The sequence below is a fragment of the Pseudomonas sp. 2725 genome, from assembly GCF_050434585.1.
GTDB classification, from domain to species: domain Bacteria; phylum Pseudomonadota; class Gammaproteobacteria; order Pseudomonadales; family Pseudomonadaceae; genus Aquipseudomonas; species Aquipseudomonas jessenii.
The window spans coordinates 63,869-87,616 of sequence record NZ_JBNDIV010000005.1; the positions used below are offsets into that span (position 1 = coordinate 63,869).

The 23,748-nt window shown below is 60.2% G+C and carries 22 protein-coding genes; 10 read left to right on the forward strand and 12 right to left on the reverse strand.

Annotation, left to right across the window (positions count from 1 at the left end):
• Positions 1 to 219 precede the first annotated feature (219 nt).
• The gene (locus tag ABIE16_RS15100; protein ID WP_340317502.1) at positions 220 to 1,122 is read right to left on the reverse strand and encodes a universal stress protein; all 903 of its coding nucleotides are present in this window, start codon (positions 1,120 to 1,122) and stop codon (positions 220 to 222) included.
• A gap of 481 nt (positions 1,123 to 1,603) precedes the next feature.
• On the opposite strand from ABIE16_RS15100, the gene ABIE16_RS15105 reads away from it, so the two are divergent.
• From ABIE16_RS15105 to ABIE16_RS15115, 3 genes are all read left to right on the forward strand, one after another.
• A complete protein-coding gene (locus ABIE16_RS15105; RefSeq protein WP_218497584.1) occupies positions 1,604 to 2,002 on the forward strand; it encodes a hypothetical protein in 399 nt (132 codons plus the stop codon).
• 332 nt (positions 2,003 to 2,334) lie between these two features.
• Positions 2,335 to 3,507 carry a DUF1624 domain-containing protein gene (locus ABIE16_RS15110; RefSeq protein ID WP_429521456.1) on the forward strand — a complete coding sequence of 391 codons (1,173 nt, stop codon included), beginning with the start codon at positions 2,335 to 2,337 and terminating at the stop codon, positions 3,505 to 3,507.
• Positions 3,508 to 3,706: 199 nt separating this feature from the next.
• A complete protein-coding gene (locus tag ABIE16_RS15115) occupies positions 3,707 to 4,474 on the forward strand; it encodes a metallophosphoesterase (RefSeq protein ID WP_429521457.1) in 768 nt (255 codons plus the stop codon).
• 8 nt (positions 4,475 to 4,482) lie between these two features.
• On the opposite strand, the gene ABIE16_RS15120 is transcribed toward ABIE16_RS15115, so the two are convergent.
• Positions 4,483 to 5,436, reverse strand: a complete 954-nt coding sequence (locus ABIE16_RS15120) for a LysR family transcriptional regulator (protein ID WP_090456093.1) — start codon at positions 5,434 to 5,436, stop codon at positions 4,483 to 4,485.
• Positions 5,437 to 5,579: 143 nt separating this feature from the next.
• Between ABIE16_RS15120 and ABIE16_RS15125 the strand changes: the two genes are divergently transcribed.
• Positions 5,580 to 6,758 (forward strand): M20 aminoacylase family protein, encoded by a 1,179-nt coding sequence (locus ABIE16_RS15125; protein ID WP_154908537.1) that lies wholly within the window; start codon positions 5,580 to 5,582, stop codon positions 6,756 to 6,758.
• A gap of 38 nt (positions 6,759 to 6,796) precedes the next feature.
• Positions 6,797 to 8,095 carry an MFS transporter gene (locus ABIE16_RS15130; protein ID WP_429521458.1) on the forward strand — a complete coding sequence of 433 codons (1,299 nt, stop codon included), beginning with the start codon at positions 6,797 to 6,799 and terminating at the stop codon, positions 8,093 to 8,095.
• Positions 8,096 to 8,159: 64 nt separating this feature from the next.
• On the opposite strand, the gene ABIE16_RS15135 is transcribed toward ABIE16_RS15130, so the two are convergent.
• Positions 8,160 to 8,360 (reverse strand): YbdD/YjiX family protein, encoded by a 201-nt coding sequence (locus ABIE16_RS15135; RefSeq protein WP_090456099.1) that lies wholly within the window; start codon positions 8,358 to 8,360, stop codon positions 8,160 to 8,162.
• 199 nt (positions 8,361 to 8,559) lie between these two features.
• On the opposite strand from ABIE16_RS15135, the gene ahr reads away from it, so the two are divergent.
• Positions 8,560 to 9,591 (forward strand): NADPH-dependent aldehyde reductase Ahr, encoded by a 1,032-nt coding sequence (gene ahr / locus ABIE16_RS15140; protein ID WP_429521459.1) that lies wholly within the window; start codon positions 8,560 to 8,562, stop codon positions 9,589 to 9,591.
• 125 nt (positions 9,592 to 9,716) lie between these two features.
• Here ahr and ABIE16_RS15145 read toward each other — a convergent pair whose 3' ends face one another.
• From ABIE16_RS15145 to ABIE16_RS15165, 5 genes are all read right to left on the reverse strand, one after another.
• On the reverse strand, positions 9,717 to 11,267 hold the full coding sequence (locus ABIE16_RS15145; RefSeq protein ID WP_429521460.1) for an ArnT family glycosyltransferase: 1,551 nt from the start codon (positions 11,265 to 11,267) through the stop codon (positions 9,717 to 9,719).
• Positions 11,268 to 11,270: 3 nt separating this feature from the next.
• Complete coding sequence (locus ABIE16_RS15150) at positions 11,271 to 11,549, reverse strand: lipid-A-disaccharide synthase N-terminal domain-containing protein (protein WP_095945709.1); 279 nt, start codon at positions 11,547 to 11,549, stop codon at positions 11,271 to 11,273.
• Positions 11,546 to 12,286 (reverse strand): glycosyltransferase family 2 protein, encoded by a 741-nt coding sequence (locus tag ABIE16_RS15155; RefSeq protein ID WP_429521461.1) that lies wholly within the window; start codon positions 12,284 to 12,286, stop codon positions 11,546 to 11,548. The genes ABIE16_RS15150 and ABIE16_RS15155 overlap by 4 nt, the downstream gene beginning before the upstream one ends.
• A 48-nt stretch (positions 12,287 to 12,334) precedes the next feature.
• Positions 12,335 to 13,312 carry an NAD-dependent epimerase gene (locus ABIE16_RS15160; protein WP_407516437.1) on the reverse strand — a complete coding sequence of 326 codons (978 nt, stop codon included), beginning with the start codon at positions 13,310 to 13,312 and terminating at the stop codon, positions 12,335 to 12,337.
• A gap of 198 nt (positions 13,313 to 13,510) precedes the next feature.
• The gene (locus ABIE16_RS15165; RefSeq protein ID WP_429521462.1) at positions 13,511 to 14,140 is read right to left on the reverse strand and encodes a cell wall hydrolase; all 630 of its coding nucleotides are present in this window, start codon (positions 14,138 to 14,140) and stop codon (positions 13,511 to 13,513) included.
• A gap of 142 nt (positions 14,141 to 14,282) precedes the next feature.
• Between ABIE16_RS15165 and ABIE16_RS15170 the strand changes: the two genes are divergently transcribed.
• Complete coding sequence (locus ABIE16_RS15170; protein WP_429521463.1) at positions 14,283 to 15,134, forward strand: CAP domain-containing protein; 852 nt, start codon at positions 14,283 to 14,285, stop codon at positions 15,132 to 15,134.
• Between the two features lie 70 nt (positions 15,135 to 15,204).
• Positions 15,205 to 15,636 (forward strand): hypothetical protein, encoded by a 432-nt coding sequence (locus tag ABIE16_RS15175; protein ID WP_429521464.1) that lies wholly within the window; start codon positions 15,205 to 15,207, stop codon positions 15,634 to 15,636.
• A gap of 372 nt (positions 15,637 to 16,008) precedes the next feature.
• On the opposite strand, the gene ABIE16_RS15180 is transcribed toward ABIE16_RS15175, so the two are convergent.
• The 4 genes from ABIE16_RS15180 to ABIE16_RS15195 all read right to left on the reverse strand — a co-directional run bounded on the left by ABIE16_RS15180 (position 16,009) and on the right by ABIE16_RS15195 (position 21,045).
• Positions 16,009 to 16,158: a DUF2474 domain-containing protein gene (locus ABIE16_RS15180; RefSeq protein ID WP_429521465.1), complete on the reverse strand. Its 150-nt coding sequence runs from the start codon at positions 16,156 to 16,158 to the stop codon at positions 16,009 to 16,011.
• On the reverse strand, positions 16,145 to 17,161 hold the full coding sequence (gene cydB, locus ABIE16_RS15185) for a cytochrome d ubiquinol oxidase subunit II (protein ID WP_429521466.1): 1,017 nt from the start codon (positions 17,159 to 17,161) through the stop codon (positions 16,145 to 16,147). Before cydB ends, ABIE16_RS15180 begins: the two co-directional genes overlap by 14 nt.
• A 17-nt stretch (positions 17,162 to 17,178) precedes the next feature.
• Positions 17,179 to 18,600: a cytochrome ubiquinol oxidase subunit I gene (locus ABIE16_RS15190; RefSeq protein WP_150814423.1), complete on the reverse strand. Its 1,422-nt coding sequence runs from the start codon at positions 18,598 to 18,600 to the stop codon at positions 17,179 to 17,181.
• A 120-nt stretch (positions 18,601 to 18,720) separates the two neighbouring features.
• The gene (locus tag ABIE16_RS15195) at positions 18,721 to 21,045 is read right to left on the reverse strand and encodes an FdhF/YdeP family oxidoreductase (RefSeq protein WP_429521467.1); all 2,325 of its coding nucleotides are present in this window, start codon (positions 21,043 to 21,045) and stop codon (positions 18,721 to 18,723) included.
• 423 nt (positions 21,046 to 21,468) lie between these two features.
• Here ABIE16_RS15195 and moaA point away from each other — a divergent pair, with 423 nt between their 5' ends.
• Both moaA and ABIE16_RS15205 read left to right on the forward strand, forming a co-directional pair.
• A complete protein-coding gene (moaA, locus tag ABIE16_RS15200; protein ID WP_090456122.1) occupies positions 21,469 to 22,467 on the forward strand; it encodes a GTP 3',8-cyclase MoaA in 999 nt (332 codons plus the stop codon).
• A gap of 5 nt (positions 22,468 to 22,472) precedes the next feature.
• Positions 22,473 to 23,372, forward strand: coding sequence for a bestrophin family protein (locus ABIE16_RS15205; RefSeq protein ID WP_154861957.1), 900 nt, complete (start codon positions 22,473 to 22,475; stop codon positions 23,370 to 23,372).
• Positions 23,373 to 23,748 lie beyond the last annotated feature (376 nt).

Here is a 23,748-nt window from a genome sequence, read left to right on the forward strand (position 1 = left end):
TCGGCACCGATACCCCGTGCCAGTGTTTCGGACTGTGCGACAGATCTCGAAAACAAGTCGCAAGCCCCACTTCGCTTCGGGGCTTGCGACTCATTTGGCATTGTCATGCGCTTTGCCCGAGCCTTTCCCATGGTCACTGGCTGCAATCAACCAAGCTCCGTCATAACCATGTGTCAGTGGGAATATTCCAGTCACCTACGCCTTGCGGTGTCTTCTCGATCACTGATCCGCAGAACCCGTAACGGCGAAAATGTTGCAGGGCACTTGATACAGAACATGCTCCGTCGTACTGCCCACCCATTTGCCCAGTCCCTTGCGATGCGCATTTCCCATGACGATCACATCGGCCCGGTGATGCGCTGCAAAGTCGGCCAGTGCTTTGCCAGGGGGTCCTGCAACGAAGTGTTGCCGCTCAGTGGGTACGCCATAGTGGTCGGCCAATGCGATAAATGTCTTTTGCAGTGACTTGCGTACATCGCTGCTGAAGCCTGGCATCGTCACTGCACCAGCGCCTGCGTCGGATATATGTGTCATCGATAGATCGTAGGCATACAGCAGATGCAACTCCGCGTTGCATTGCATCGACAACCCGGTCGCCGCCTGGATGATGCGGTCGTTGATGCCAGTGATCTGAGTCTCGGGTTGTGACGGATCAACTGCCGCCACTACCACCCGTGGAAGTGGACACCTGAGTTCGCTGACCAGATGCACAGCCACCGGACATTCGCGCAACAAGTGCCAATCCAGAGGCGTAATGAAAACGCGTTTGAGCGCTGACTCGTGTTGCACGTCCTTGATAACCAGATCCGGCTGCATTTCTGCCACATGCTGAAGTATTTCTTGCAGCGCGGTGCGCGTAACAAGCACTTCGGTGCTCACTGCAACTCCGCGTCCGCGGATTAGACCGGCCTCATCCTTCAGCCACTTTTCGTTTTCTTGCTGACAGGCCTCACGAAAACGCGCACCGGCGCTCATCAAACCCAAGAGGTTGGAGTCTTCGATAAACACCGTGATATGCAGCGCTGCGCCAGTGGCTTCGGCAATGGCGACAGCTCGCTCCAACGCCGGGGTATGACGCATGACTGGACCGGCTATCAGAAAGAGTCGTTGATATTGGCTCATGTAACACCTCCAAATGCTTCGGGATATCTAGCCCCCCCAGCGTTGTCGCCTGTCACACCACCGACGATTTACTATCGCCTCAACTATCTGGAACTATCAATATACGCCTGGATGCCATCTATCCCCTACTTGGCCGAGTCAACTTTTTCAACAGAATCGACCGACTGCTGCCGGTCGCCGTTGCCGATGTTCGACCGAAAGCCCACTGTCAGCGCGTTGTATTTGAGTCGCCCCGATTTACTGGACGCATGACCAGTTGAATCCACAGTCGTTTACTGGCGTTCACTAACGGCAGTAAATCGCCAGGAACGGTTATCGAGATAGCGAACCTCAAAGGGGCCGCACACTGGCGCCGTTAGCTATTTAAGCAGTGGCCCCTAGAACTTTTCTCTATTTATCGGTCTATGTGGATAGCCACATCCGTTCGGTAAACGCGAACCCGCAGGCTCCCCCACAAATCAACCAGAGGTTGTCTTCGCTCATGAAATTCCATGACCCACGGATGGTGCTCTTCGGCCTGTTCGCGTTCGCGGCAGTGGGCTCGGCATCAGCAACACAGATGAAGACCTCAACCCCTGTTTTCGCACCTGAAGTCGCAGTCGTTCAGGTGCCGGCCCAGACTGCCGGCAATCCTTGGCCGACCTTGGCCAGCATGGCCGGCAAGCAACCAGGGCCGTTGCTTGCCCATGACGACCGATACTGGCATGACGGCCGCTGGCACTCTCGTAGAGACGATTGGCGCCGTGACGACTGGCGTAGAGATAACTGGCGCAGAGAGCAGGCCCGCCGCGAAGCAGAACGCCAACGTTATTGGGAACGCCACCATGATCGGGCCATGCGGCACCGCTATGAGGACGATCGCCGCTACTATCGTCGCTAGTGCGACGCCAAGGGCAATTCGCCTGCAACACCGGCGATGCACCGCCAACCTGCGAAACCGGCCCGATACAGCTGTACTCGCTCATCGGGTTGTAGAAGCTGGCTAGAAACGTCGACGAGGTACGAACGACTCCCTTTCGCCCTCCTCGGCGGCGTTGAAGGCAATATGCAAACGATCATGGTTATGCTGCCGCCCTCCTCCAGTTCCGATGACGCCGAGCCACCCCATGCGAATACACACGCGGCAGGCATACATGTTATGTTATATCTTATATAACCATGAACTGTCAGTCGCCACTGGCAGAGCCGTCCACCCCCTGCTTGCGACATTCGATGACAACTTCTACTCACATCCCCCCCATCACAAGCTTGAACCAACGCCTGCTGTCCATTGATGCCCTGAGGGGATTGGTAATCCTCCTTATGCTGCTGGATCACGTGCGCGAAACGTTCTTTTTGCACCGTCAAGTAGCAGACCCCATGGACATCGAATCCACTGAGCCGGCGCTGTTTTTCAGCCGCACACTTGCTCATTTGTGTGCGCCGGTGTTCATACTGCTCACTGGACTTTCCGCTTACCTGTATGGCCAAAAGCACCAGGGCAAGGGCGATGTGTCAGCCTTTTTGTTCAAGCGCGGTCTATTGCTGGTACTGCTGGAGTTCACCCTGGTGAATTTCGCCTGGACATTTCAGCTCCCACCTACGGCGATCTACATGCAAGTGATTTGGGCCATTGGCATCTGCATGATTGCCCTGGCCGGACTGGTTTGGTTACCCAGGCCCATTCTGTGCTGCCTGGGCCTGGTGATCGTGGCCGGGCACAATCTGCTGGATAATGTGCACTTCGCGACAGGCTCGCCCATGCATATTCCCTGGGCCATTTTGCATGATCGCGGCTGGATCGATGTCTGCGACAGCTTACGTCTGCGCACCTCTTATCCTGTGCTTCCCTGGATCGGTGTGATCGCCCTTGGATACAGTATCGGCCCTTGGTTTGCTGGCCAGGTTCTGGCCGCGGAGCGTCAACGTACTCTGCTGCTTGCCGGGGCCGGGACATTGGTCGGGTTTGTCGCACTGCGAGCAGTCAATGGTTATGGCGAGGTGCATTGGGTCGCCCATGAAGGCATCACGCAAACCCTCATGAGCTTCTTCAACATTACAAAATACCCGCCCTCCCTGTTGTTCCTTTTGCTGACGTCGGGCATGGGCCTGTTACTGCTTCGTGCCTTGGAACAGGCTCAACAACGCAAGTGGGTCAATGCATTGGCAGTCTTTGGCGCGGCGCCGATGTTCTTCTACTTACTCCACCTTTACGTACTCAAGGCGCTGTATCTGGTCAGCGTGGCGTTGTTCGGATTGAACCAGGGAAATTTTTTCGGTTTCGACAGCATTTGGGCTGTGTGGCTGACGGCGGTGCTCCTGGCTTTATCCCTGTACTTACCCGTGCGCTGGTTCGCGGCATTGAAGGCACGCCGTCGCGATATCAGATGGCTCAAATATTTCTGATCAGGACATTTGCTCACAAAAGTGGCCCCTGGAGAGCAATGCCAGTCAGGTAAGTGTTTGAACGCCTTCCAGAGGGATGGTGGCCGGTCGTTGGATTAGCGTTCACTGAAGATCAAAACTGTGGGCGGCAGACTTGTGGCAACGGGTTATCAACGCGTAAGTTGATGACCTGCCCTTAACGACACGCCGGAGTTGATCCATGCGCATCGCCTTGCTGTCCGACATGCACCTGTCCGTCAACACGATCCCGTTTCCCGTCGTGGATGCCGATATTGTCGTGCTCGCCGGGGACATCGCCCGGCCGGCCAAGGCCATCGAGTGGGCCAGAGCCTGCCCGGTTCCATTGCTGTACGTGGCAGGCAATCACGAGTTTTATGGCAGTGACCTGGTCTCCACCTACGAACAGTTGAACAGCCTGACGCAAGGTACGCAGATCCACGTTCTGGAACGTTCGGAGTACGTCCACGACGGCGTGCGTTTTCTCGGCTGCACCTTGTGGTCTGACTATCGCCTTCTCGACGGCCCCGAGGACCGGGCGCTGGGCATCGATCTGGCGACCCGGCTGATTCGTGACTTCAGCCACATCAAGATCGCCCCCGATTTCCCTGACCTGTTCACGCCGGCCATTTCCCAGCTGGTGTTTCTGCAGACGGTCGCCTGGCTGGAAGACTGCTTCAAGCGCGACAGCAGCACACCCACGGTGGTGGTCTCTCATTTCGCCCCGACAAAATCGAGCATCAGCCCGACCTTTGCCGCTTCGCCGATCAACTCAAGCTTTGTCTCGGACCTCGAAGCGCGGATCAAGGACTGGCAGCCGGCACTGTGGCTGCATGGCCATACCCATGGCAGCTTTGATTATCGAGTGGGTAACACCCGCGTGATCTGCAATCCCCGGGGCTATGCCAAGAATGGCATCAATGAAAATCCTGATTTCGATGATGCCTTCGTGATCGATCTGGATCTGTGAAGCGACCCTCAAATCAACAGTTCCAGCGTATCGAACAGTTCGACATCTTCCGGCCGTGTCGACCGGGCGCGGCGGCGGATGACCTGGAACAGGCAGTCGACGAAGCATTGCCCGGCGACCCCCAACTGGGCATTGCGCGGGGTGACGATGCCGATGGTGTCGGTGGCGAAGGTTTCCGCCAGCGCCAGGCGCCCCACCCGTTCGCGGTAGCCCGGGATGGTGAGCATCGGCTCCGGGAAGTAACTGAGCATGTCTGTCTGCTCCACCAATGAAAGCGTCAACTGCGGTGAATGCGCGCGGTGGATGTGTTGCATATCGATCTGCGCACCGTGTTGCCAAAACAACTCGGTCATCAAACCTTCATGGCTGGCATCCGGGTAGTTGACCACCCAATCCTGATCCAGCAAATCGTGGATCGAGCGGCTGTCGCGCCGTGGATGCTCATGGCGGGCCACCACGGCCATGCGGTAAGACAGAATCTGCTCGCTGACGAACTCCGGGCGCGGCAGCAGTGATGACACCAACCCCACTGCAAACTCCATGGTGCCGTCGCGCAATCGCGGCAACGTCACCGCCATCAAGCCTTCGAAAATCTCCAGGCGTACCCGTGGCATGCGCTGGCGGAATAGCGTTACGACCTCGGGTAACAAGGTCATGCCCATCCACGGCGAAATGCCGAGGCGCAACTGCCCTTCGGCCTGGTCGCTCAGGTGTGCCAGTTCCAGTTGCGCGCGTTCGAGTTGGCTGAGCATCTGCCGCGCATGCTGCAACAGTGACTGACCGTAGGTGGTCAGCACCACACCGCTGGCATTGCGCAACAGCAGTGGCAGGTTCAAGTGCTCCTCCAGCTCGCGCAACGCCTTGGCCACTGCCGTCTGCGACACCCCCAGTTGCCGCGCCGCCGCACGAATGCTGCCGCAGTCGGCAATCATCACCAGCGCCCGCAATTGATGCAGCTTCATCCCTTCCTCCTGATGCACCAGGGTGTAAACCAGCGGTTTTCAGCCCACCTTTTTTGCGACTGCCGCGACATTCGCCAACTCATTAGCATCACAGGGTATCAGTCCAACAGCCGAAAACGACCAATAAAAACGAGGAGAATCTGATGACCGATTTGCCCGCCCTGCCCGGCATTCGTGCACTCGAAGAAGAGATGATCGCCCTGCGCCGACACATCCACGCCCATCCGGAATTGAGCTTTGAAGAGTTCGCCACCGCTGACCTGGTGGCGAGCAAGCTCCAGGCCTGGGGTTACCAGGTACATCGCGGCCTGGGCGGCACCGGTGTGGTCGGGCTGTTGCGCCAAGGCTCCAGCGGCAAAACGATCGGCCTGCGCGCCGACATGGATGCGCTGCCGATCATCGAGCAGACCGGGTTGCCCTACTCCAGCCGCCACGAAGGCGTGATGCACGCCTGCGGTCACGACGGGCACACGGCGATGCTGCTGGCGGCCGCCCGTTACCTGGCCGAGAGCCGAGAGTTCGACGGCTCGCTGGTGGTGATTTTCCAGCCGGCCGAGGAAGGCGACGGCGGCGCTCGGCGCATGCTCGATGACGGTCTGTTCGAGCTGTTCCCCTGCGACGCGGTGTTCGCGATGCACAACATGCCAGGACTGCCAGTGGGCAAACTGGGCTTCCTCGCTGGCCCGTTCATGGCCTCGACCGACACCGTGACCATTCGGGTCGACGGCGTTGGCGGTCACGGCGCCATGCCGCACAAGGCCGTTGACCCGGTACTGGCCGGCTCGGCCATCGTCATGGCATTACAAAGCATTGTCTCGCGCAATGTCGCGCCGCTCGACACAGCGGTTGTGACCGTCGGCGCGTTCCACGCCGGGATTGCCGCCAACGTGATTCCCGATCACGCCGAGTTGCAGTTGAGCGTGCGTGCGCTCAAGGCGCAGGTGCGTGACGAGCTGATTGTACGGATCACCGCCGTGGCCGAGGCCCAGGCTACGAGTTTCGGCGCCCGCGCCACGGTGACGGTCGACGAGGCGCAACGCTTCCCGGCTCTGTTGAATCATCCCGAAAGCACCGAGTTCGCCCGGCAAGTAGCGCTTGATTGGGTGGGCGAAGACGGCTTGATCGCGAACATGCAACCGCTGACCGGGAGTGAGGATTTCGCCGTGATGCTGGAGCGTTGCCCCGGTTGTTATTTGCTGATCGGCAACGGTGATGGCGAAGGCGGCTGCATGGTGCATAACCCCGGCTACGACTTCAACGATGACTGCCTGCCGACAGGTGCGAGCTACTGGGTGCGGCTGGTCGAGACCTTCCTGGCCTGACCTCATCCCTATCGCCCTCGTCTTCTGGAGTTCGTCAAATGTCCACTCCCGTTTCTACCGCCATGCCTGATACCGCTGCGACCCGGCAGCCGATTGGTGCGAAAGCCATCGCCGCCATCACCATCGGCTCCGATCTCGAGTTCTACGATTTTTCCGTCTACAGCTTCTTCGCCACGCTGATCGGTCGCCAGTTTTTCCCGGTCGAGAGCACGCTCGGGCAATTGCTGCTGTCCCTGGCGACCTTTGGTGTCGGTTTCGGCATGCGCCCCATCGGTGGCCTGGTACTCGGCGCCTATGCCGACCGGGTCGGGCGCAAACCGGCGATGATGCTCACCCTGTGGCTGATGGCGCTGGGTTCGCTGTTGTTCACCATCGCCCCCACCTATGCGCAGATCGGCGTCTTCGCACCGTTGATCATTGTGCTGGCACGCCTGATCCAGGGCTTCGCCATCGGCGGTGAGGTCGGAGCCTCTACGGCAATGCTGATGGAACACGCCGATGACAGAAGCCGCGGGTTCTACGGCAGTTGGCAGCTGTTCAGCCAGGGCTTGAGCTTTCTGCTCGGCGCACTGGTGGCCCTGGCACTGAGCTCGTCCCTGCCGCCCGAGGCGCTGGAAAGCTGGGGTTGGTGGGTGCCGTTTGCCCTCGGGATGCTGGTGATCCCGGTCGGCATTTATATCCGTCGTCACCTCAAGGAAACCGCCGCCGAACAAGGTCATGAAGCGTTCTCCAGCGTGCGGGTGATCTTCACCGGCTACCGTCGCCTGATCGTGACCGGGGTGCTGTTGGTGATCGGTAGCACCGCGTCCAGCTACATCGTGCTCGATTACATGACCAACTACACGGTCACGGTGCTGCACCTACCGATGACCATGGGCACCACCGCCGCATGCCTCGGCGCGCTGGTGCAGATCAGCCTGTCGATCTGGGCCGGCCGGCTCAGCGACCGTATCGGCCGGCGCCGCACCATCGCTCTGGGCAGTATCCCGATGCTGTTGCTGATCTATCCGGCGTTCATGCTGATGAACCAGTTCCCGACGCTCGGCATGCTGCTGGCCGTCTCGTTGGTCACCACCCTGTTGCTGGTGTTGATCACCGTGCCGACCCTGGTGTTGGTCACTGAATTGTTCCCAAGGGCGATTCGCGCCACCGGGTTATCGATCATCTATTGCCTGGGTGTCTCGGTGTTCGGCGGCTTCGCGCAGTTTTTCGCCACCGGTTTGATCGGCCTGACCGGCAATAACAACGCCCCGGCGCTGTATGTCATGGCGTGCCTGTGCCTGACCTTGATCGGGCTGGCGATGGTCAAGGAAACGGCCGGCAAGCCACTCGATTAGGCCGTTGTGACCATGACGGGCGTATGCGTCGGATTCTTTCAAACCGCGTATACGCCCAACGCCTTCAACAACACCGCGTATTGCATTTGCCCCGGCCAAAACGCGCTTCCTGGCGTTCGCGGAAAAACATCTCATAGCTCATGACTGGCTCGCCCGGACGGTTGCGGGCCATTTGTGCCACGTAGTTGTCGTACTCGGGAACGCCCACCATCAATCGGGCGCTCTGGCTGAACAATCTGGCGATCTGCTGCAGTTTGCTGAACATGACTGATCTCTCTGTATGCGTGGGACCTGGCCCATGAAACCGCGCTCATGTATCTGCACTGTGTCCACATCGGGCGCCTTTGTATTTTCATGTATCCAGGCTCGCACCCGATGGAACGCCGGCAACCCGCTACACTTTCCTCGCTCCGCCGCGGCACCAAAGCGGTCAAGACCCCTGACTTCTGATCTGGAGGTATCCCATGAGCGACAGCAGCGAACTCACCACCTTTACCGGCTGGGCCGCCACCGCAGCGGGCGCGCCACTGGAACGCTACAGCTACGATCCCGGTCCGTTGGGCAACGACGAGGTGGAAGTCGCCGTGGAATATTGCGGCGTCTGCCACTCCGACCAGTCGTTGATCGACAACGATTGGGGTATCAGCCACTACCCGTTTATCCCCGGCCATGAGGTGGTCGGCCGTATCGTGCGGCTGGGCGACCAGGTTCACGGTCTGGAAATGGGGCAACGGGTGGGCATCGGTTGGTACAAGGGCAGTTGCATGCATTGCACGTCGTGCATCGAAGGTTCCCATAACCTGTGTCGCACCGTGCAACCGACCATCATCGGCAGCAACGGCGGCTTTGCCGACCGCATTCGTTCGCACTGGGCCTGGGCCCTGCCGATCCCGGCCGGACTCGATCCGGCAATGGCCGGGCCGCTGTTCTGTGCCGGTTCGACCGTGTTCAACCCGCTGTTGGAATTCGGCATCAAGCCCACTGACCGGGTCGGCGTGGTGGGTATTGGCGGTCTCGGTCACCTGGCGCTGCGCTTCCTCAACGCCTGGGGCTGCGAAGTCACGGCGTTCACCTCATCGCTGAGCAAGCAGGACGAAGCCAGGCGCCTGGGCGCACACAAGGTGGTCGCCTCGACCGATACCAATGCGCTCAATGCCATTGCCGGCACCCTGGATTTTCTCCTGGTCACCGCCAACGCCAACCTCGACTGGAGCGCCATGCTCGCCACCCTGCGCGGCAAGGGTCGCCTGCACTTTGTCGGCGTCGTGCCCGATGCCATACCGATGCACGTGTTCGAGCTGATTCCCCAGCAAAAAACCATGTCCGCCTCACCGGTCGGCTCGCCCGCCAACACCGCGACCATGCTGGAGTTCTGCGCACGCCACCAGATTGTGCCGCAGGTCGAGATGTTTCCCATGAGCCGCATCAACGAGGCCATCGATCACTTGCGCAGTGGCAAGGCGCGCTACCGCGTGGTGCTGGACGCCAGTCAGTGACCTTGTAGGAGCTGGCTTGTCGGGTCGCCGCATCGCAGCGATGGTCGTTAACGATAACGCGTGTGAGCTGGATAAACTCGGCGCATTTGAGTCCATCGCCGGCAAGCCGGCTCCTACAAATTCCCTCAGGGATTGGCTACCTGCGCAGGCGCGAATGGCATGTGCGGATCATTCCAGGTGAACCGATAGGCTTTGCCGGCCTCTTGCGGCAGGCATTTGCCGTTATCGGCATCCGAGCCCACGATCGACCAGTTCGCCCGGGCGTTTTCCCCCAGTTCACGGGCCGCTTCGGGTTTGAAGCACTGGTTCAGTACGTCATCCGGCACCAATGCGTAGGCCTTGGGGTGTTCGCGCAGATACCGCGCGGCCTTTTCGATGGTCGAATTGTCCATGCCGAAATGCACGATCGGTTGCCGGGCGAACAACCAGTGCCCCTCCTCCCAGTTGACCAGCACCAGATCGGCGCCCCGGGTCATGGACGCCGCCTGGGTCATGAGCACCTGATCAACGTTGGTGCCGTCCTTGAGCGGTTCGATGAAACCACGGGCGAACCACAACGCGAACCAGGTCGCCACCAGTGCCGGGAACACCCGACGCATACGCGGGTGCCGTTTGAACCAGCGCGTGAGCAGCCACGGGATCAACGGCGCGGCGACCAGCACCAGCCCAGGCAGCGCCGGGTAGATGTACAACTTGCGCTTGCCTGTGCTGATGCAGAAAAACAGCACCACCAGCACCACCCAACCGAGCAACACCAAGACCCGGCCGTCGCGTTTTTGCAACTGACGGCGCCAGGCCGGCACCAGCCATGGCAGCACCAGCACCAGTGGTAGCCAATACTGCGGGATTACGTTGGTGAAGAAATACCAGAACGGTTCGCGGTGATGCCACGCGGCGGCATAGCGGCCCGCGGTCTGGCGCAGGAGGATCTCCCGTGCATAGGCAACTTCGTCCGCGCTGCCATTGAAGAGGATGGACAAGGCCAGGGGCAACAGCCAGATCGCGATGGCGCCAAGCATCAGCGCAAACCCGAGCAACCACTTGCGCGCCTCGCCCGGCATCGCCACCACACCGGGCCAGCCTTTGCGCACCCCATAGGCGTAGGGAATCAGCAACAGTGCCGGCAGGAAACCCACACCTTTGGTGATCACGCCAATGCCCATGGCCGCGCAGCCCGCGTAGAACCACCGCCACGCAGGTCCCAGCAGCAGGTGCCGCGCCAGACCGTACAGGCCCAGGGAGGTGAAGAGAATCAAGAAACTGTCGATCTGACCGGTGCGCAGGATGCTGTAGGTCTGGTAGGTCGCCAGGTACAACAGCGCGGCGTTGCGCCCGGTACGCTGGGTCCACAGGCGACGGCCCAGGTCATAAACCATCGCCGTGACCGTCACCGCCGAAAACAGTCCCGGGATATAAAGCGCGATGTTGGGTTTGCCGGTCAGCCAGGTGAAGAACGCCACCGTCCACATGAAAATCGGCGGCTTGTCACCGTAGATCTCGGCGGCCCGGTGCGGGATCAGCCACGAGCCGTTCTGCAGCATCTCCAGCGCGACACCGAGGAAACGCTCTTCGTCCACATTCTGAGCCTGACGCAACCCCATGCCCGCGCCGATCAGCAACAGGGCAAGCAGCATCAGCCCCAGGCACTCGACCCTGGGCGACAACGATCTACGCATTGCTTATTCCTTTGCGCTTCTGCTTTTGGCAATCAATTGCAGGTTGCGAAAATAGACCAGGGAGCCAAACGCCTGCCCGACGATGAACACCGGGTCCTGGCGGTAAATGGCATAGGCGAGCAACAAGGTGCTGCCGACGATGCTCAGGTACCAGAAGTTGGTCGGGATCACGCTGCGTTTCTTGTACTCGCTGTACAACCACTGCAAGACAAACCGCCCGGTAAAGGCAGCCTGCCCTGCAAAGCCGACCAGCAACCACAGGGTTTCACGGGTCAGAATCATCCTTCGAGCTCCTGGGCTTGGGTGTTCAGGCGCGTGCGTTTGATCAGCCACCAGACGCCGATCAGGTCAAGAATGCCGACCAGCGCGCGGTCGAGGTTGCCGTATTTCGACACCCCGGCCGTGCGCGGACGGTGGTTGACCGGGTGCACGATCATGCGCCCGTTATGACGCTGGATCAGCGCCGGAATATAGCGATGCATGTGGTCGAAGTACGGCAGGCGCAAGAACGCCGCGCGCTCGATCAGCTTCAGGCCACAACCGGTGTCCGGGGCGGCGTCCCTGAGCAGGCGCCGGCGCAGGTTGTTGGCGAACCGCGAGGCGTAGCGCTTGCTCGCGGTGTCACGGCGATTGACCCGGTGCCCGGCCACCAGTTGTACATCGACATTGCCCGGTTCGCCGCGCACCAGCGCCAGCATGCCGGGAATGTCCGCCGGGTCGTTCTGGCCGTCGCCATCGAGGGTCGCCAGCCACTGCCCGCGTGCCTCACGGGCCGCGTGGTACAGCGAGGTGCTCTGCCCCAGCGACCGCTCATGATGCAAGATGCGCAAGGTGTTCAAGCCGTTATGGCGGATCTGCCGCAGTTCCTGCAGGGTCGAATCGGTGCTGCCATCGTCGACCACAATGATTTCGTAAGCCTCATCGGCCAGCGCCACGCGGACTTCTTCAAGCAATGGCTTGAGGTTGTTCGCTTCGTTCTTGGCGGGAATCACTACGGATACAAAAATGTCTTGGCTCATGGGGTCTCTCTCGCCTTTTTTGATTGTTCGAGATCAGAGGCGAACGCTTCAAATCTGATAGAACTGCCGATACCACTTCACGAATTCACCGACGCCGGTTTCCAGCGTCACCTGCGGGCTGAAGCCCACCCAATCGGCCAGCGCCGAGACATCGGCCCAGGTCTTGACCACGTCACCGGCCTGCATTGGCAAGTAGTTGCGCCGGGCCTGCAGGTCCAGGGCTGATTCCAGGCACTCGACAAAATCCAGCAACGCCACCGGCATGCCGCGACCGATGTTGAAGAGCCGGTTAACCCCGGCGACAGAGCCTTCCGGCACCGGAGGCCTTGGCCGCAGTCGGGCGATCCCTTCGACAATGTCGTCGACAAAGGTAAAGTCGCGGTACATCTGCCCCTGGTTGTAGATGTCGATGGGCAGGCCTTTGAGGATGGCGTCGGTAAACTTGAACAGCGCCATATCCGGACGACCCCACGGGCCGTAGACGGTAAAGAAGCGCAGGCCACTGGCTTTCAGGCCATACAAATGGCAATAACTTTCAGCCAGCAGTTCATTGGCGCGCTTGCTGGCGGCGTACAGCGAAACGGGATGATCGACAGGGTCCTCGACACTGAACGGCATCTTGCTGTTGGCGCCGTACACCGAACTGCTCGAGGCGTAGATCAGGTGCTCGGGGCGATGGTGCCGACAGGCTTCGAGCACATTGAGGAAACCCACCAGGTTCGATTGCCCGTAGACATCCGGGTTGTCCAGCGAGTAGCGCACCCCGGCCTGGGCCGCCAGGTGCACCACCTCGGTAAAAGCGTGTTGTTGAAACAGGCTCATCAGGGCAGGTTTATCGACGATGTCCATTTTCCGGAAGCGAAAACCCGGCAGAGTCTCCAGCACCTTGAGACGTGCGTGCTTGAGTTCCACGTCGTAATAGTCGTTGAGGTTATCGATACCAACGACCTCCTGACCCTCGCGGCACAGGCGCTGGACCGTATGAAAGCCGATGAAACCGGCCGCACCGGTGACCAGGACGGTCATGGGAAGCGCGCCGGCGACTGCGCCGCGATCGACGCGAGATGACTGATCCGGACCCTCGTCAACTTCATGTGTAGTCCCTGCTTATGGCTTCATTCGCGCACGGTTGCGTTATGAAGCTTATAAAACAGACACATTTCAGTTTGGATAACGCCTCGCGCCACCTCGAAAAAATAAAATATCCGGCCGAAAACACCGCGGTTATCTGGCCGATCCGCCATGGGGTTTGTAAAACCGGAACAAACCGATATCCACGGTCCTGATGTATTGCCTGGCCCAATCCGGCTTGACGGTACGATCATGGAAATACAGGGCACCCTGGGTGCGATCCGGCAGCTCCTTGTTCAGGGCCTTGCGCGCGATTTCCTTGGCCATCGCGTAAGGCACTTCTTCCTGGACCGAATCGGATTTACCGTCGCACCACCAGGAAAACTGGCAACTCCTGGTTTCCGAACCCTGCTTGACCACTTTGCACACCGTGTCCGGAAAGCCCTCGTGGCCCAGGCGATTCATCACCACGTTGGCCACCGCCTCCATGTCGGCGGCGTCCTTGCCCTTGGCTTCCCAGTAAATGGACCGGGCCAGGCAAGTGATCGCATCGTCCAGTGGCGCGGCGCCGGCCGGGTCGACGGCCTGGACTTCTGACGGGGTAATGGCTTCTGCCTTGGGCGCTGGTGCCGGGTTGTTGCTCTCGGCGGCTTTCTGTTCCAGCACCTCGGCCTTGTTCTCAGCCGACTCCTGCTTTTGCGCTTGATCCGTAGCGGATACCGGGCCGGCAAGCAACGTCAGGGCGAGGCAGGTGGCGATCCAGTCGAAGCGGTCGAAGCGCATGGTCGGTGTCACATGGTGAGTGGTTCAATTGAGTCTAGTAGTGAAATGATTTCGCCCACCCCACTACACTCTGGATAAATCCGTTGTCTTAGATGGGCCAACTTCGCGCATCATGGGCGCAATCTGCTCAAGGGGGATTTTCATGGGTTTCATTTCATCCGCAATGCGTTTGGCCGGTGTATCACTGGGCCTGGTATTCGCCGCCAACGCCGTCGCGGCCGACGAAGCGCAATTGATCGAATCGATCAACGTCTACCGTAGCCAACCGCAGCGCTGCGCAGGCCAGGCTTCATCGGAGCTGCCCCCCCTGTCGGCCGACCCGCGCCTGGTGCTGACCGCCCCGAACATCGGTAATCTGCAGCAGGCCATGGTCACTGCCGGTTATCCCATGAAGAATGTGCAAGCCATCAGCCTGTCCGGGCCTCGCGATGCCGCCTCGGCGATGAAGGCGATTCAGGAGAGCTTTTGCCAGATCGTCCTCGACCCGCAATTCGTCGATGTCGGCGTCAGCCGCCAGGACCGTGAATGGCGCATCGTGGTCGCACGGCCGTTGTTGAGCGCACGCCTGGGCGACGCGCAGGCCGAAGGCCAGAAGCTGCTCACCGAACTCAACGCCGCACGCACCCGACCACGCCAATGCGGCGCGCAGTCCTTCGCCGCCGCGCCACCGCTGGCCTGGAACGCCACCCTGGCCACCGCCGCCGAAGGCAACTCCCGCTCCATGGCCAACAACAACTACTTCGATCACAAAGACCGCGATGGCCGCACCCCGGGCGACCGCGCGGAACTGGCCGGCTACGACTTCCAGCAGATCGGCGAAAACATCGCCGCCGGCCAAGACACCGCGCACAAGGTGGTCGAAGGCTGGCTGGCCAGCCCCGGCCACTGCGCCAACCTGATGAACCCACAGTTCCGCGAACTGGGCGCGGCTTACGCGACCGATCCGAAGAGCGATGCGGGGATTTACTGGACGGCGCTGTTTGGGGCGCAGTAATGACAAGACTCTGAATGTGTCGCGGACGGGCCACCCAACGGGGCACCTGCAGGAGCGATGCCTGCTCGCGATGGACGTCAACGATAACGCGGGTTGTCTGAATGCCCGCGTTGTCCTGGCGTTTTTCGCGAGCAAGCTCGCTCCTACACGGAAACGAGCTCAATTGCGATCAGGCCGGCCGATGGGGCAGATCAAAATCAAAAGCCAGAGCTACCTCGTACCTGTAGGAGCGAGCCTGCTCGCGATGGACGTCAACGATAACGCGGGTTGTCTGAATGCCCGCGTTGTCCTGGCGTTTTTCGCGAGCAAGCTCGCTCCTACACGGAAACGAGCTCAATTGCGATCAGGCCGGCCGATGGGGCAGATCAAAATCAAAAGCCCGAGCTACCTCGTACCTGTAGGAGCGAGCCTGCTCGCGATGGACGTCAACGATAACGCGGGTTGTCTGAATGCCCGCGTTGTTCAGACGTTTTTCGCGAGCAAGCATCGCTCCTACAGATAAACGACTTCTAATTGTGATCAGGCCGGCCGATAGGCCGCCTCGGGCGCTTTTGCGGTACACGCCCCCTCGTGAGGCCGAGCGGAGGTTCTGCGTAGTGGGCAACCCGGCATGGATGCCGGGTTAGCCGCCGCCGGCCATGGATGGCCGATGGCGGCGGGCCCACGGAGCAGGACCGGAGCGAGGGCATGCCGAGCCACAGCGAGGCACCGAACGTCAGGGGCAAGAGCCCTTGGTTACTTGGGGCTTTTCCAAGTGACCCGCTGTAAGAGCGGAACCATAGGTGGTCGTTACCGCAGGAATGGATATTCACCCAATCCAATCCAATCCATGCATACGCATCAACGTGAACTGGAACTCCTTAATGACTGGCCATCAGTGGCTACTCATCCCAGCCGCATGCATCAACATCCGCAATGCCCCCGCCACCACACCTAAGGCAACCACACTGCCCAACCAGATCACCACCAGCCACCCAAGTCGCTTGTACCAAGGTGCCCGTTCACAAGAATCAATGATAGCCATCGCCAATCCTCACCTTGCCGCGGAATACGTAATAGCTCCAGACCGTATACATCAGGATGATCGGCAGAATGAACAGCGCGCCGATCAGGATGAACAACTGGCTGGTTGGCGGTGACGCCGCTGCCCACAGGCTGATCGACGGCGGCACGATGTTCGGCCAGATGCTGAACGCCAGGCCGATGTAACCCAGGAACACCAGCATAAGGGTGAAGGCGAACGGCCAATGGGTGTGACGTTGGCGCAGGGTCCTGAGCAAGCCGAACATCGCCAGCAAGGCCAGCAGCGCCAGGCCTCCGAACACCGCCAGGTGCGCATGGGCAAACCAACGCGTGGCTATTTCCGGATGGAGGATGGGCGTCCATACACAGATCACGCCGATCACCGCCAACAGCAGCCAGGCCAGGGGCCGGGTGAACAGGCGCATACGCGATTCCAGCATGCCTTCGGTCTTGACCAGCAACCAGGTGCTGCCGAGCAGCGCATAAGCGACGATCAGACCGACACCGCAGAACAGCGGAAACGGTGCCAGCCAGTCCAGCGAACCGCCGGCGAACTGGCGCTCGACCACCGGGATGCCGGCAATGTAGGTGCCGATCACCACGCCCTGGGAAAAGGTCGCCAGCAGCGAACCGCCGATGAACGCCATGTCCCAGATGTGACGCTTTTCAGGGCTGGCCTTGAAACGGAACTCGAACGCCACACCGCGAAAGATCAAGCCGCACAACATCAGGATCAGCGGCAGGTACAACGCTTCCAGAATCACCGAATAGGCCAGGGGGAACGCGCCATACAGCGCCGCGCCGCCCAGCACCAGCCAGGTCTCGTTGCCATCCCAGACCGGTGCCACGGTGTTCATCATCACATCGCGCTCCTTCGCATCCGGGATCAGCGGAAACAGAATGCCCAACCCCAGATCGAAGCCGTCCATGATCACGTACATCATCACGCCGAAGGCGATGATCACGCCCCAGATCAGCGATAAATCGATACCTTGAATACCCATGACTCAACTCCCTTCCTTCAATTGACGCGGGCGTCGGTTTCGAGAATTTCAGCGTCGGCGGACAGCGGCCGGCGCGGTGTGACCAGCTGATCGGAGTGCCCGTCGACCGGATGCCCGTGATGGGGCTGCGGTCCTTTGCCGACCAGTTTCATCATGTAGCCGATGCCCACCGTGAACACCGAGAAATAAATCACCACGAACAGCGCCAGCGAGATGCTCAACTGCGCGACGCTGTGATTGGACGCGGCATCGGCGGTACGCAGCAGGCCATACACCACCCACGGCTGGCGCCCGACTTCGGTGGTGATCCACCCGGCCAGCATGGCGATCAGGCCACTTGGCCCCATCCACAGCATCAGGCGCAGGAACCAGCGATTGCGGTAGATGGCGCCGCTGCGGCGCAGGGCCAGGCCGAGCACGCCGGCCAGCACCATCAACATGCCCAGCCCGGCCATGACGCGGAAGCTCCAGAAGACCACCGTCGCATTGGGTCGGTCCTCTTTCGGGAAGCTCTTGAGCGCCGGGATCTGCTTGTCGAGGCTGTGGGTCAGGATCAGGCTGCCCAGGTACGGAATCTCGATGGCGTACCTGGTTTTCTCGGCCTGCATGTCGGGGATGCCGAACAGCACCAGGGGCGTCGCTTCGCTCCCGTTGTTTTCCCAGTGCCCTTCGATGGCAGCGATCTTCGCCGGTTGATGTTCCAGAGTGTTCAAGCCGTGGGCGTCACCGACCACTGCCTGGATCGGGCAGACGATCAAGGCCATCCACAACGCCATCGACAGCATCTTGCGCACTTGTTTGGTGTCGTTGCCGCGCAGCAGGTGCCACGCCGCCGACGAGCCGACAAAGAACGCGGTGGCCACGAAAGCGGCAATCGCCATGTGCGCCAGGCGGTACGGGAACGACGGGTTGAACACGATGGCCAGCCAGTCCAGCGGCATCACCCGACCGTCGACGATCTCGAAGCCCTGGGGCGTTTGCATCCAGCTGTTGGACGCAAGAATCCAGAAGGTCGAAATCAGGGTGCCGATGGCGACCATGACCGTCGAGAAGAAGTGCAAGCCGCGCCCTACCCGGTTCCAGCCAAACAGCATGACCCCGAGAAAACCGGCCTCGAGGAAGAACGCCGTGAGCACTTCATAGGTCAGCAACGGCCCGGTGATGCTGCCGGCGAAGTCGGAGAAACGGCTCCAGTTGGTGCCGAACTCGTAGGCCATGACCAGCCCCGAGACCACGCCCATGCCGAAATTGACGGCGAAGATCTTCGACCAGAAATGGTAGAGATCGCGGTAGGTGTCGTTGTGGGTCTTCAGCCAAAGCCCTTCGAGCACCGCCAGGAAACTGGCCAGCCCGATGGTGATGGCGGGAAAGATGATGTGGAACGAAACCGTGAACGCGAATTGAATGCGCGCCAGGTCAAGTGCCTCCAGGTTAAACATGTCGATATCCTCATTGCGGCTGAAAAACGGCGGCACACGGCCGGGCCACCGTCAGGCCGGGGGCCTGCAGCCAACACAAGTCGAAAGGGTTAGGTGAGCGGCACCGGGCCGCCCCCGGTGCTACGCGGCGGAAGTCGAAATCAGGTTGCTGGCCTTCGCCTGCTCCAGCCGGATGGCGATGAACTTGGAAGTCGGGGTGAAGGTGCGGTCACCGTAACTTTCCAGCGGCACCAGCGGGTTGGTCTCGGGGTAGTACGCCGCTGCCTGACCGGCCGGAATGTCGTAGGCGATCAGGGTGAAACCGCTGACCCGACGCTCGCGCTCGTCATCCCACAGCGCCACCAGGTCGACCTTCTGCCCAGGCTCAAAACCCAGCCGGCGAATGTCCTGCTCGTTGGCGAACACCACGTCGCGCATGCCGTACACCCCGCGATAACGGTCATCCAGGCCATACAGCGTGGTGTTGTACTGATCGTGGGAGCGCATGGTCTGCAGAATCAGGTGTGGCTTGACCGTCAGGTTGCGCACGCCCTCGCTGATCAGGTGCTCCGGCAGCACGCTCGGCGTGAACTGGGCCTTGCCGCTGGCGGTTTTCCAGATGCGCCTGGCCGCGTCGTTGGGCATGTGGAAACCGCCCGGATGCAGCAAGCGCTGGTTGAAATCTTCGAAACCGGGAATGGTGTCGGCAATCATGTTGCGGATGCGACCGTAGTCGCCGATGGCCCAGTTCCAGTCGATCGGGTGCTTGCCCAGTGTCGCGGCGGCGATGCCGGCAATGATCGCAGGCTCGGAGCGCAGGTGTTTCGACTTCGGTTTCAGTTGACCGTGGGAGATGTGGATCATGCTGAAGGTGTCTTCCACGGTGACGCCTTGCGGTCCTTCGGCCTGGATATCGATGTCGGTGCGGCCCAGGCACGGCAGGATCAGTGCTTCACGGCCGGTGACCAGATGGCTGCGGTTAAGCTTGGTGGCGATGTGCACGGTGAGGTCGCATTTACGCAACGCGGCGTGGGTGCGTGGCGTGTCGGGGGTGGCCTGGGCGAAGTTGCCACCCAGGGCGATAAACACTTTCGAACGCCCCTGCTCCATCGCGCCGATCGCCATCACGGTGTTGTGACCGTGCTCGCGAGGTGGCTTGAAGGAGAAGCGTTTTTCCAGGGCATTGAGCAAGTCGGTGGGCGCCAGTTCGTTGATGCCCATGGTGCGGTCGCCCTGCACGTTACTGTGACCGCGAACCGGTGACAGGCCTGCGCCGGGACGGCCGACGTTGCCGCGCAGCAACATCAGGTTGATGACTTCCTGCAGCGTCGGCACCGAATGCGTGTGCTGGGTCAGCCCCATCGCCCAGCACATGATCACCCGCTTGGACCGGGCGTACATGCGGGCGGCGAGTTCGATGTCCGCCAATGGCATGCCAGACTGCTGCTCGATGTGCTCCCAACTGGTTGCGTCGACTTCGCCCAGGTAAGCGCCCATTCCCGAGGTGTGTTCGGCGATGAACTCATGGTCGAACACCGGTTCGCCGCCGCTGATCTGAGCTTCGCGCTCCCACTGCAGCAGGAACTTGACCATGCCGCGCATGACCGCCATGTCGCCGCCCAGTGCCGGGCGGAAGTAGGCTGTGTTGGTGGGCTCGGAGCCGTTCAGCAGCATTTCGATCGGGTGCTGTGGATGCTGGAAGCGCTCCAGCCCGCGCTCTTTGAGTGGGTTGATGCAGATCACCTGTGCACCGCGCTTGACCGCTTCGCGCAACGGTTCAAGCATCCGCGGGTGGTTGGTGCCAGGGTTCTGACCGATGACGAAAATCGCATCGGCATGTTCCAGATCGTCGAACACCACGGTGCCTTTACCCACGCCGAGGCTTTCGATCATGCTCACCGCGCTGGCTTCATGGCACATGTTGGAGCAGTCCGGAAAGTTGTTGGTACCGTAGGCCCGGACGAACAGCTGATAGAGAAAGGCGGCTTCGTTGCTGGCCCGGCCCGAGGTATAGAACTCGGCCTGGTCCGGTGATTCCAGCGCGTTGAGGTGCCTGGCGATCAGCGCGAACGCTTCGTCCCAGGTGGTTTCCACGTAACGGTCAGTGGCCGCGTCATAGCGCATCGGGTGGGTCAGGCGGCCCTGATACTCCAGCCAGTAATCGCTCTGCTCGGCCAGTGCCGAGACACTGTATTTGTTGAAGAAGGCCGGGTCGACCAAACGGCCCGTGGCTTCCCAGTTAACCGCCTTGGCGCCGTTCTCGCAGAACTTGACCATGCCGTTTTCCGGCGACTCGCCCCAGGCACAACCGGGGCAATCGAACCCGCCGTTCTGGTTGGTCTTGAGCATGGCACGAATATTCTTCAGCGCGTTTTCACTGCCCAGCCAGTTTTTGGTAACAGCAATCAGCGCGCCCCAACCAGCGGCGGCACCTTTGTAGGGTTTGTAGCGGTCGACTTGAGACATGGTACTTCTCCGTGACCTGATTCAGGCCATTGATCGTTTGACGGAGAAAGCATATGAACAGGGAATAATTATTGTCTAATCGCTATTTACGACCACATGATCGAGGATATTTATCATCGATATTTATTGTTGTTTATCAATAGCTTATAAGATCTAAACAGCCGTTAACGTTGCAACTTTATCCATCATAGATGCACTCGATCAACCGGTTACTAATAGTGATTGGACGGGCCGACAAGTTGCTCTTAGCCTGCGCTCAATAAATCCGTTATCGGCGTAATTTCTGTAGGAGCGAGCTCTGCTCGCGATGGACTCAAGAGCACCGTGTTCAACCAGCAAGCACGCGTAATCGTTAACGACCATCGCGAGCAGAGCTCGCTCCTACACGGAACATTCATTCAATGCGTGCCAAGCGAGGGTGTCATGTCAGAACAAGTCTTGATCGATGGATTCTCCCGGCGCGTGGACTATCTGCGGATGTCAGTCACCGACCGCTGCGATTTCCGTTGCGTGTATTGCATGGCCGAGGACATGCAGTTTCTGCCCCGCCAACGGGTGCTGACGCTGGAAGAGATTTATCAACTGGCACAAAGCTTCGTGGCGCTGGGCACCCGCAAGATCCGCCTGACCGGGGGCGAGCCGCTGATCCGTCCGGGCGTGGTGCAGTTGTGCGAGAAGATCGCCGCCCTGCCCGGCCTGCGTGAACTGTGCATGACCACCAATGGTTCGCAGCTGGCCAAACTGGCCGGGCCGTTGTTCGAAGCCGGGGTCAAGCGCCTCAACATCAGCCTCGATTGCCTGGACCCGCAACGTTTTCGCGAACTGACCCGCACCGGTGACCTGGCGCAGGTGATCAAAGGCATCGACGCGGCCAACCAGGCGGGATTTCGCAACACCAAGCTCAATTGCGTGGTGATGAAAGGTCGCAACGACCATGAGATCAATGATCTGGTGAGCTTCGCCATCGACCGTAACCTCGACATCTCCTTCATCGAGGAAATGCCGTTGGGCACCATCGACGAGCACAGTCGCGCCGAATCGTTTTTCGCAAGTGCCCAGGTCCGCGAACGCATTGCCGAACGCTACACTTTGATTGATTCCGCCGAGTCGACCCAAGGACCGTCGCGCTACTGGCGCCTGGCCGAGGCGCCGCAGATTCGCCTGGGGTTCATCTCACCTCACAGCCACAACTTTTGCGGCACCTGCAATCGGGTGCGACTGACCGTGGAGGGACGTCTGCTGCTGTGCCTGGGCAATGAGCACTCCGTGGATCTCAAGGCGGTCTTGCGCAGCCACCCCGGACAGCCCGAGCGCCTGGAAAAAGCCATTATCGAGGCGATGAAACTCAAGCCTTATCGACACAACTTCGAAGTGAACGACGATGTTCAGGTCATTCGCTTCATGAACATGACGGGCGGCTGAAACCCATGATCGTGAGACCCAAACCCAACCTGATCGGCGTGCTGACGTCCCTCAAGGGTTCGATTGCCAAACGCATCGCCTGGCGCAGCCTGATGGTGACGCTGCTCGCCTCGGCCATCGTGCTCATCGAAACCCTGCACCCCAGCTACTTTTCCAAGGTCAGCGCCACGCCCTTCACGCTGCTGGGTTTGTCGCTGTCGATCTTCATGAGCTTTCGCAACAACGCCTGCTACGACCGCTGGTATGAAGCGCGCAAGGCCTGGGGCGATGTGATCGTGGAGATCCGCTCGATGATTCGTGAAACCCTGATGATCAAGGACACCGCTGAGCGCCACACGATCCTCAGCAACCTCTGCGGCTTCGCCCATGCCCTCAACGCGCGCCTGCGCCAGGAAAACGAGATGGCCGCCAGTGGCGACTGGCTGCACCCGATGCCCAAGGGCAACACCACGGACATCAGCGGGCAGATACTGATGCAGGTCGGTCAACAGTGCTCGTCACTCAACGAATCCGGGGCGATCAACGACTGGCGCTACACGCTCATGGCCAACCATTTGACCAGCCTGACCCATGCCCAGGCCGTCTGTGAACGGATCAAGAACACCCCGCTACCCTTTCCCTACACCCTGCTGCTGCACCGCACCATCTACCTGTTCTGCATCCTCTTGCCCTTTGCCATGGCCGAACCCCTAGGCTGGCTGACACCGATTTTCACCGCGATTGTCAGCTACACCTTTTTCGGCCTGGATGCGATTGCCGATGAACTGGAAGACCCCTTCGGCCGCGACGAAAACGACCTGCCCACCGATGCCATCGTGCGCAATATCGAGCGCGATGTGCTGGCTGCCCTGGGTGTGACAGAACTGCCACCGCAACTGGAGCCGGTGGATTTTGTGTTGAACTGAGACTCAGGAAACACACAAATTCTGTGGGAGCGAGCTTGCTCGCGATAGCGGTCTGCCTGCCAACATCTCTGTTGGATTTGCCAGCCTCATCGCGAGCAAGCTCGCTCCCACAGGGATTGTGGCCGGCCGCAAGGTTGACATTCACTGAAGATCAAAACTGTGGGAGCGAGCCTGCTCGCGATAGCGGTCTGCCTGCCAACATCTCTGTTGGATTTGCCGGCCTCATCGCGAGCAAGCTCGCTCCCACAGGGATTGTGGCCGGTCGCAAGGTTGACATTCACTGAAGATCAAAACTGTGGGAGCGAGCTTGCTCGCGAAGACGTCAGGTCAGTCAACCTCTCTGTTGAATGTGCCGGCCTCATCGCGAGCAAGCTCG

Excerpts from the sequence above, each read along its gene's own strand:
- ABIE16_RS15100 (WP_340317502.1), bottom strand. The coding sequence starts at position 1,122 with ATGAGCCAATATCAACGACTCTTTCTGATAGCCGGTCCAGTCATGCGT.
- ABIE16_RS15105 (WP_218497584.1), top strand. The coding sequence starts at position 1,604 with ATGAAATTCCATGACCCACGGATGGTGCTCTTCGGCCTGTTCGCGTTC.
- ABIE16_RS15110 (WP_429521456.1), top strand. The coding sequence starts at position 2,335 with ATGACAACTTCTACTCACATCCCCCCCATCACAAGCTTGAACCAACGC.
- ABIE16_RS15115 (WP_429521457.1), top strand. The coding sequence starts at position 3,707 with ATGCGCATCGCCTTGCTGTCCGACATGCACCTGTCCGTCAACACGATC.
- ABIE16_RS15120 (WP_090456093.1), bottom strand. The coding sequence starts at position 5,436 with ATGAAGCTGCATCAATTGCGGGCGCTGGTGATGATTGCCGACTGCGGC.
- ABIE16_RS15125 (WP_154908537.1), top strand. The coding sequence starts at position 5,580 with ATGACCGATTTGCCCGCCCTGCCCGGCATTCGTGCACTCGAAGAAGAG.
- ABIE16_RS15130 (WP_429521458.1), top strand. The coding sequence starts at position 6,797 with ATGTCCACTCCCGTTTCTACCGCCATGCCTGATACCGCTGCGACCCGG.
- ABIE16_RS15135 (WP_090456099.1), bottom strand. The coding sequence starts at position 8,360 with ATGTTCAGCAAACTGCAGCAGATCGCCAGATTGTTCAGCCAGAGCGCC.
- ahr (WP_429521459.1), top strand. The coding sequence starts at position 8,560 with ATGAGCGACAGCAGCGAACTCACCACCTTTACCGGCTGGGCCGCCACC.
- ABIE16_RS15145 (WP_429521460.1), bottom strand. The coding sequence starts at position 11,267 with ATGCGTAGATCGTTGTCGCCCAGGGTCGAGTGCCTGGGGCTGATGCTG.
- ABIE16_RS15150 (WP_095945709.1), bottom strand. The coding sequence starts at position 11,549 with ATGATTCTGACCCGTGAAACCCTGTGGTTGCTGGTCGGCTTTGCAGGG.
- ABIE16_RS15155 (WP_429521461.1), bottom strand. The coding sequence starts at position 12,286 with ATGAGCCAAGACATTTTTGTATCCGTAGTGATTCCCGCCAAGAACGAA.
- ABIE16_RS15160 (WP_407516437.1), bottom strand. The coding sequence starts at position 13,312 with ATGACCGTCCTGGTCACCGGTGCGGCCGGTTTCATCGGCTTTCATACG.
- ABIE16_RS15165 (WP_429521462.1), bottom strand. The coding sequence starts at position 14,140 with ATGCGCTTCGACCGCTTCGACTGGATCGCCACCTGCCTCGCCCTGACG.
- ABIE16_RS15170 (WP_429521463.1), top strand. The coding sequence starts at position 14,283 with ATGGGTTTCATTTCATCCGCAATGCGTTTGGCCGGTGTATCACTGGGC.
- ABIE16_RS15175 (WP_429521464.1), top strand. The coding sequence starts at position 15,205 with ATGGACGTCAACGATAACGCGGGTTGTCTGAATGCCCGCGTTGTCCTG.
- ABIE16_RS15180 (WP_429521465.1), bottom strand. The coding sequence starts at position 16,158 with ATGGCTATCATTGATTCTTGTGAACGGGCACCTTGGTACAAGCGACTT.
- cydB (WP_429521466.1), bottom strand. The coding sequence starts at position 17,161 with ATGGGTATTCAAGGTATCGATTTATCGCTGATCTGGGGCGTGATCATC.
- ABIE16_RS15190 (WP_150814423.1), bottom strand. The coding sequence starts at position 18,600 with ATGTTTAACCTGGAGGCACTTGACCTGGCGCGCATTCAATTCGCGTTC.
- ABIE16_RS15195 (WP_429521467.1), bottom strand. The coding sequence starts at position 21,045 with ATGTCTCAAGTCGACCGCTACAAACCCTACAAAGGTGCCGCCGCTGGT.
- moaA (WP_090456122.1), top strand. The coding sequence starts at position 21,469 with ATGTCAGAACAAGTCTTGATCGATGGATTCTCCCGGCGCGTGGACTAT.
- ABIE16_RS15205 (WP_154861957.1), top strand. The coding sequence starts at position 22,473 with ATGATCGTGAGACCCAAACCCAACCTGATCGGCGTGCTGACGTCCCTC.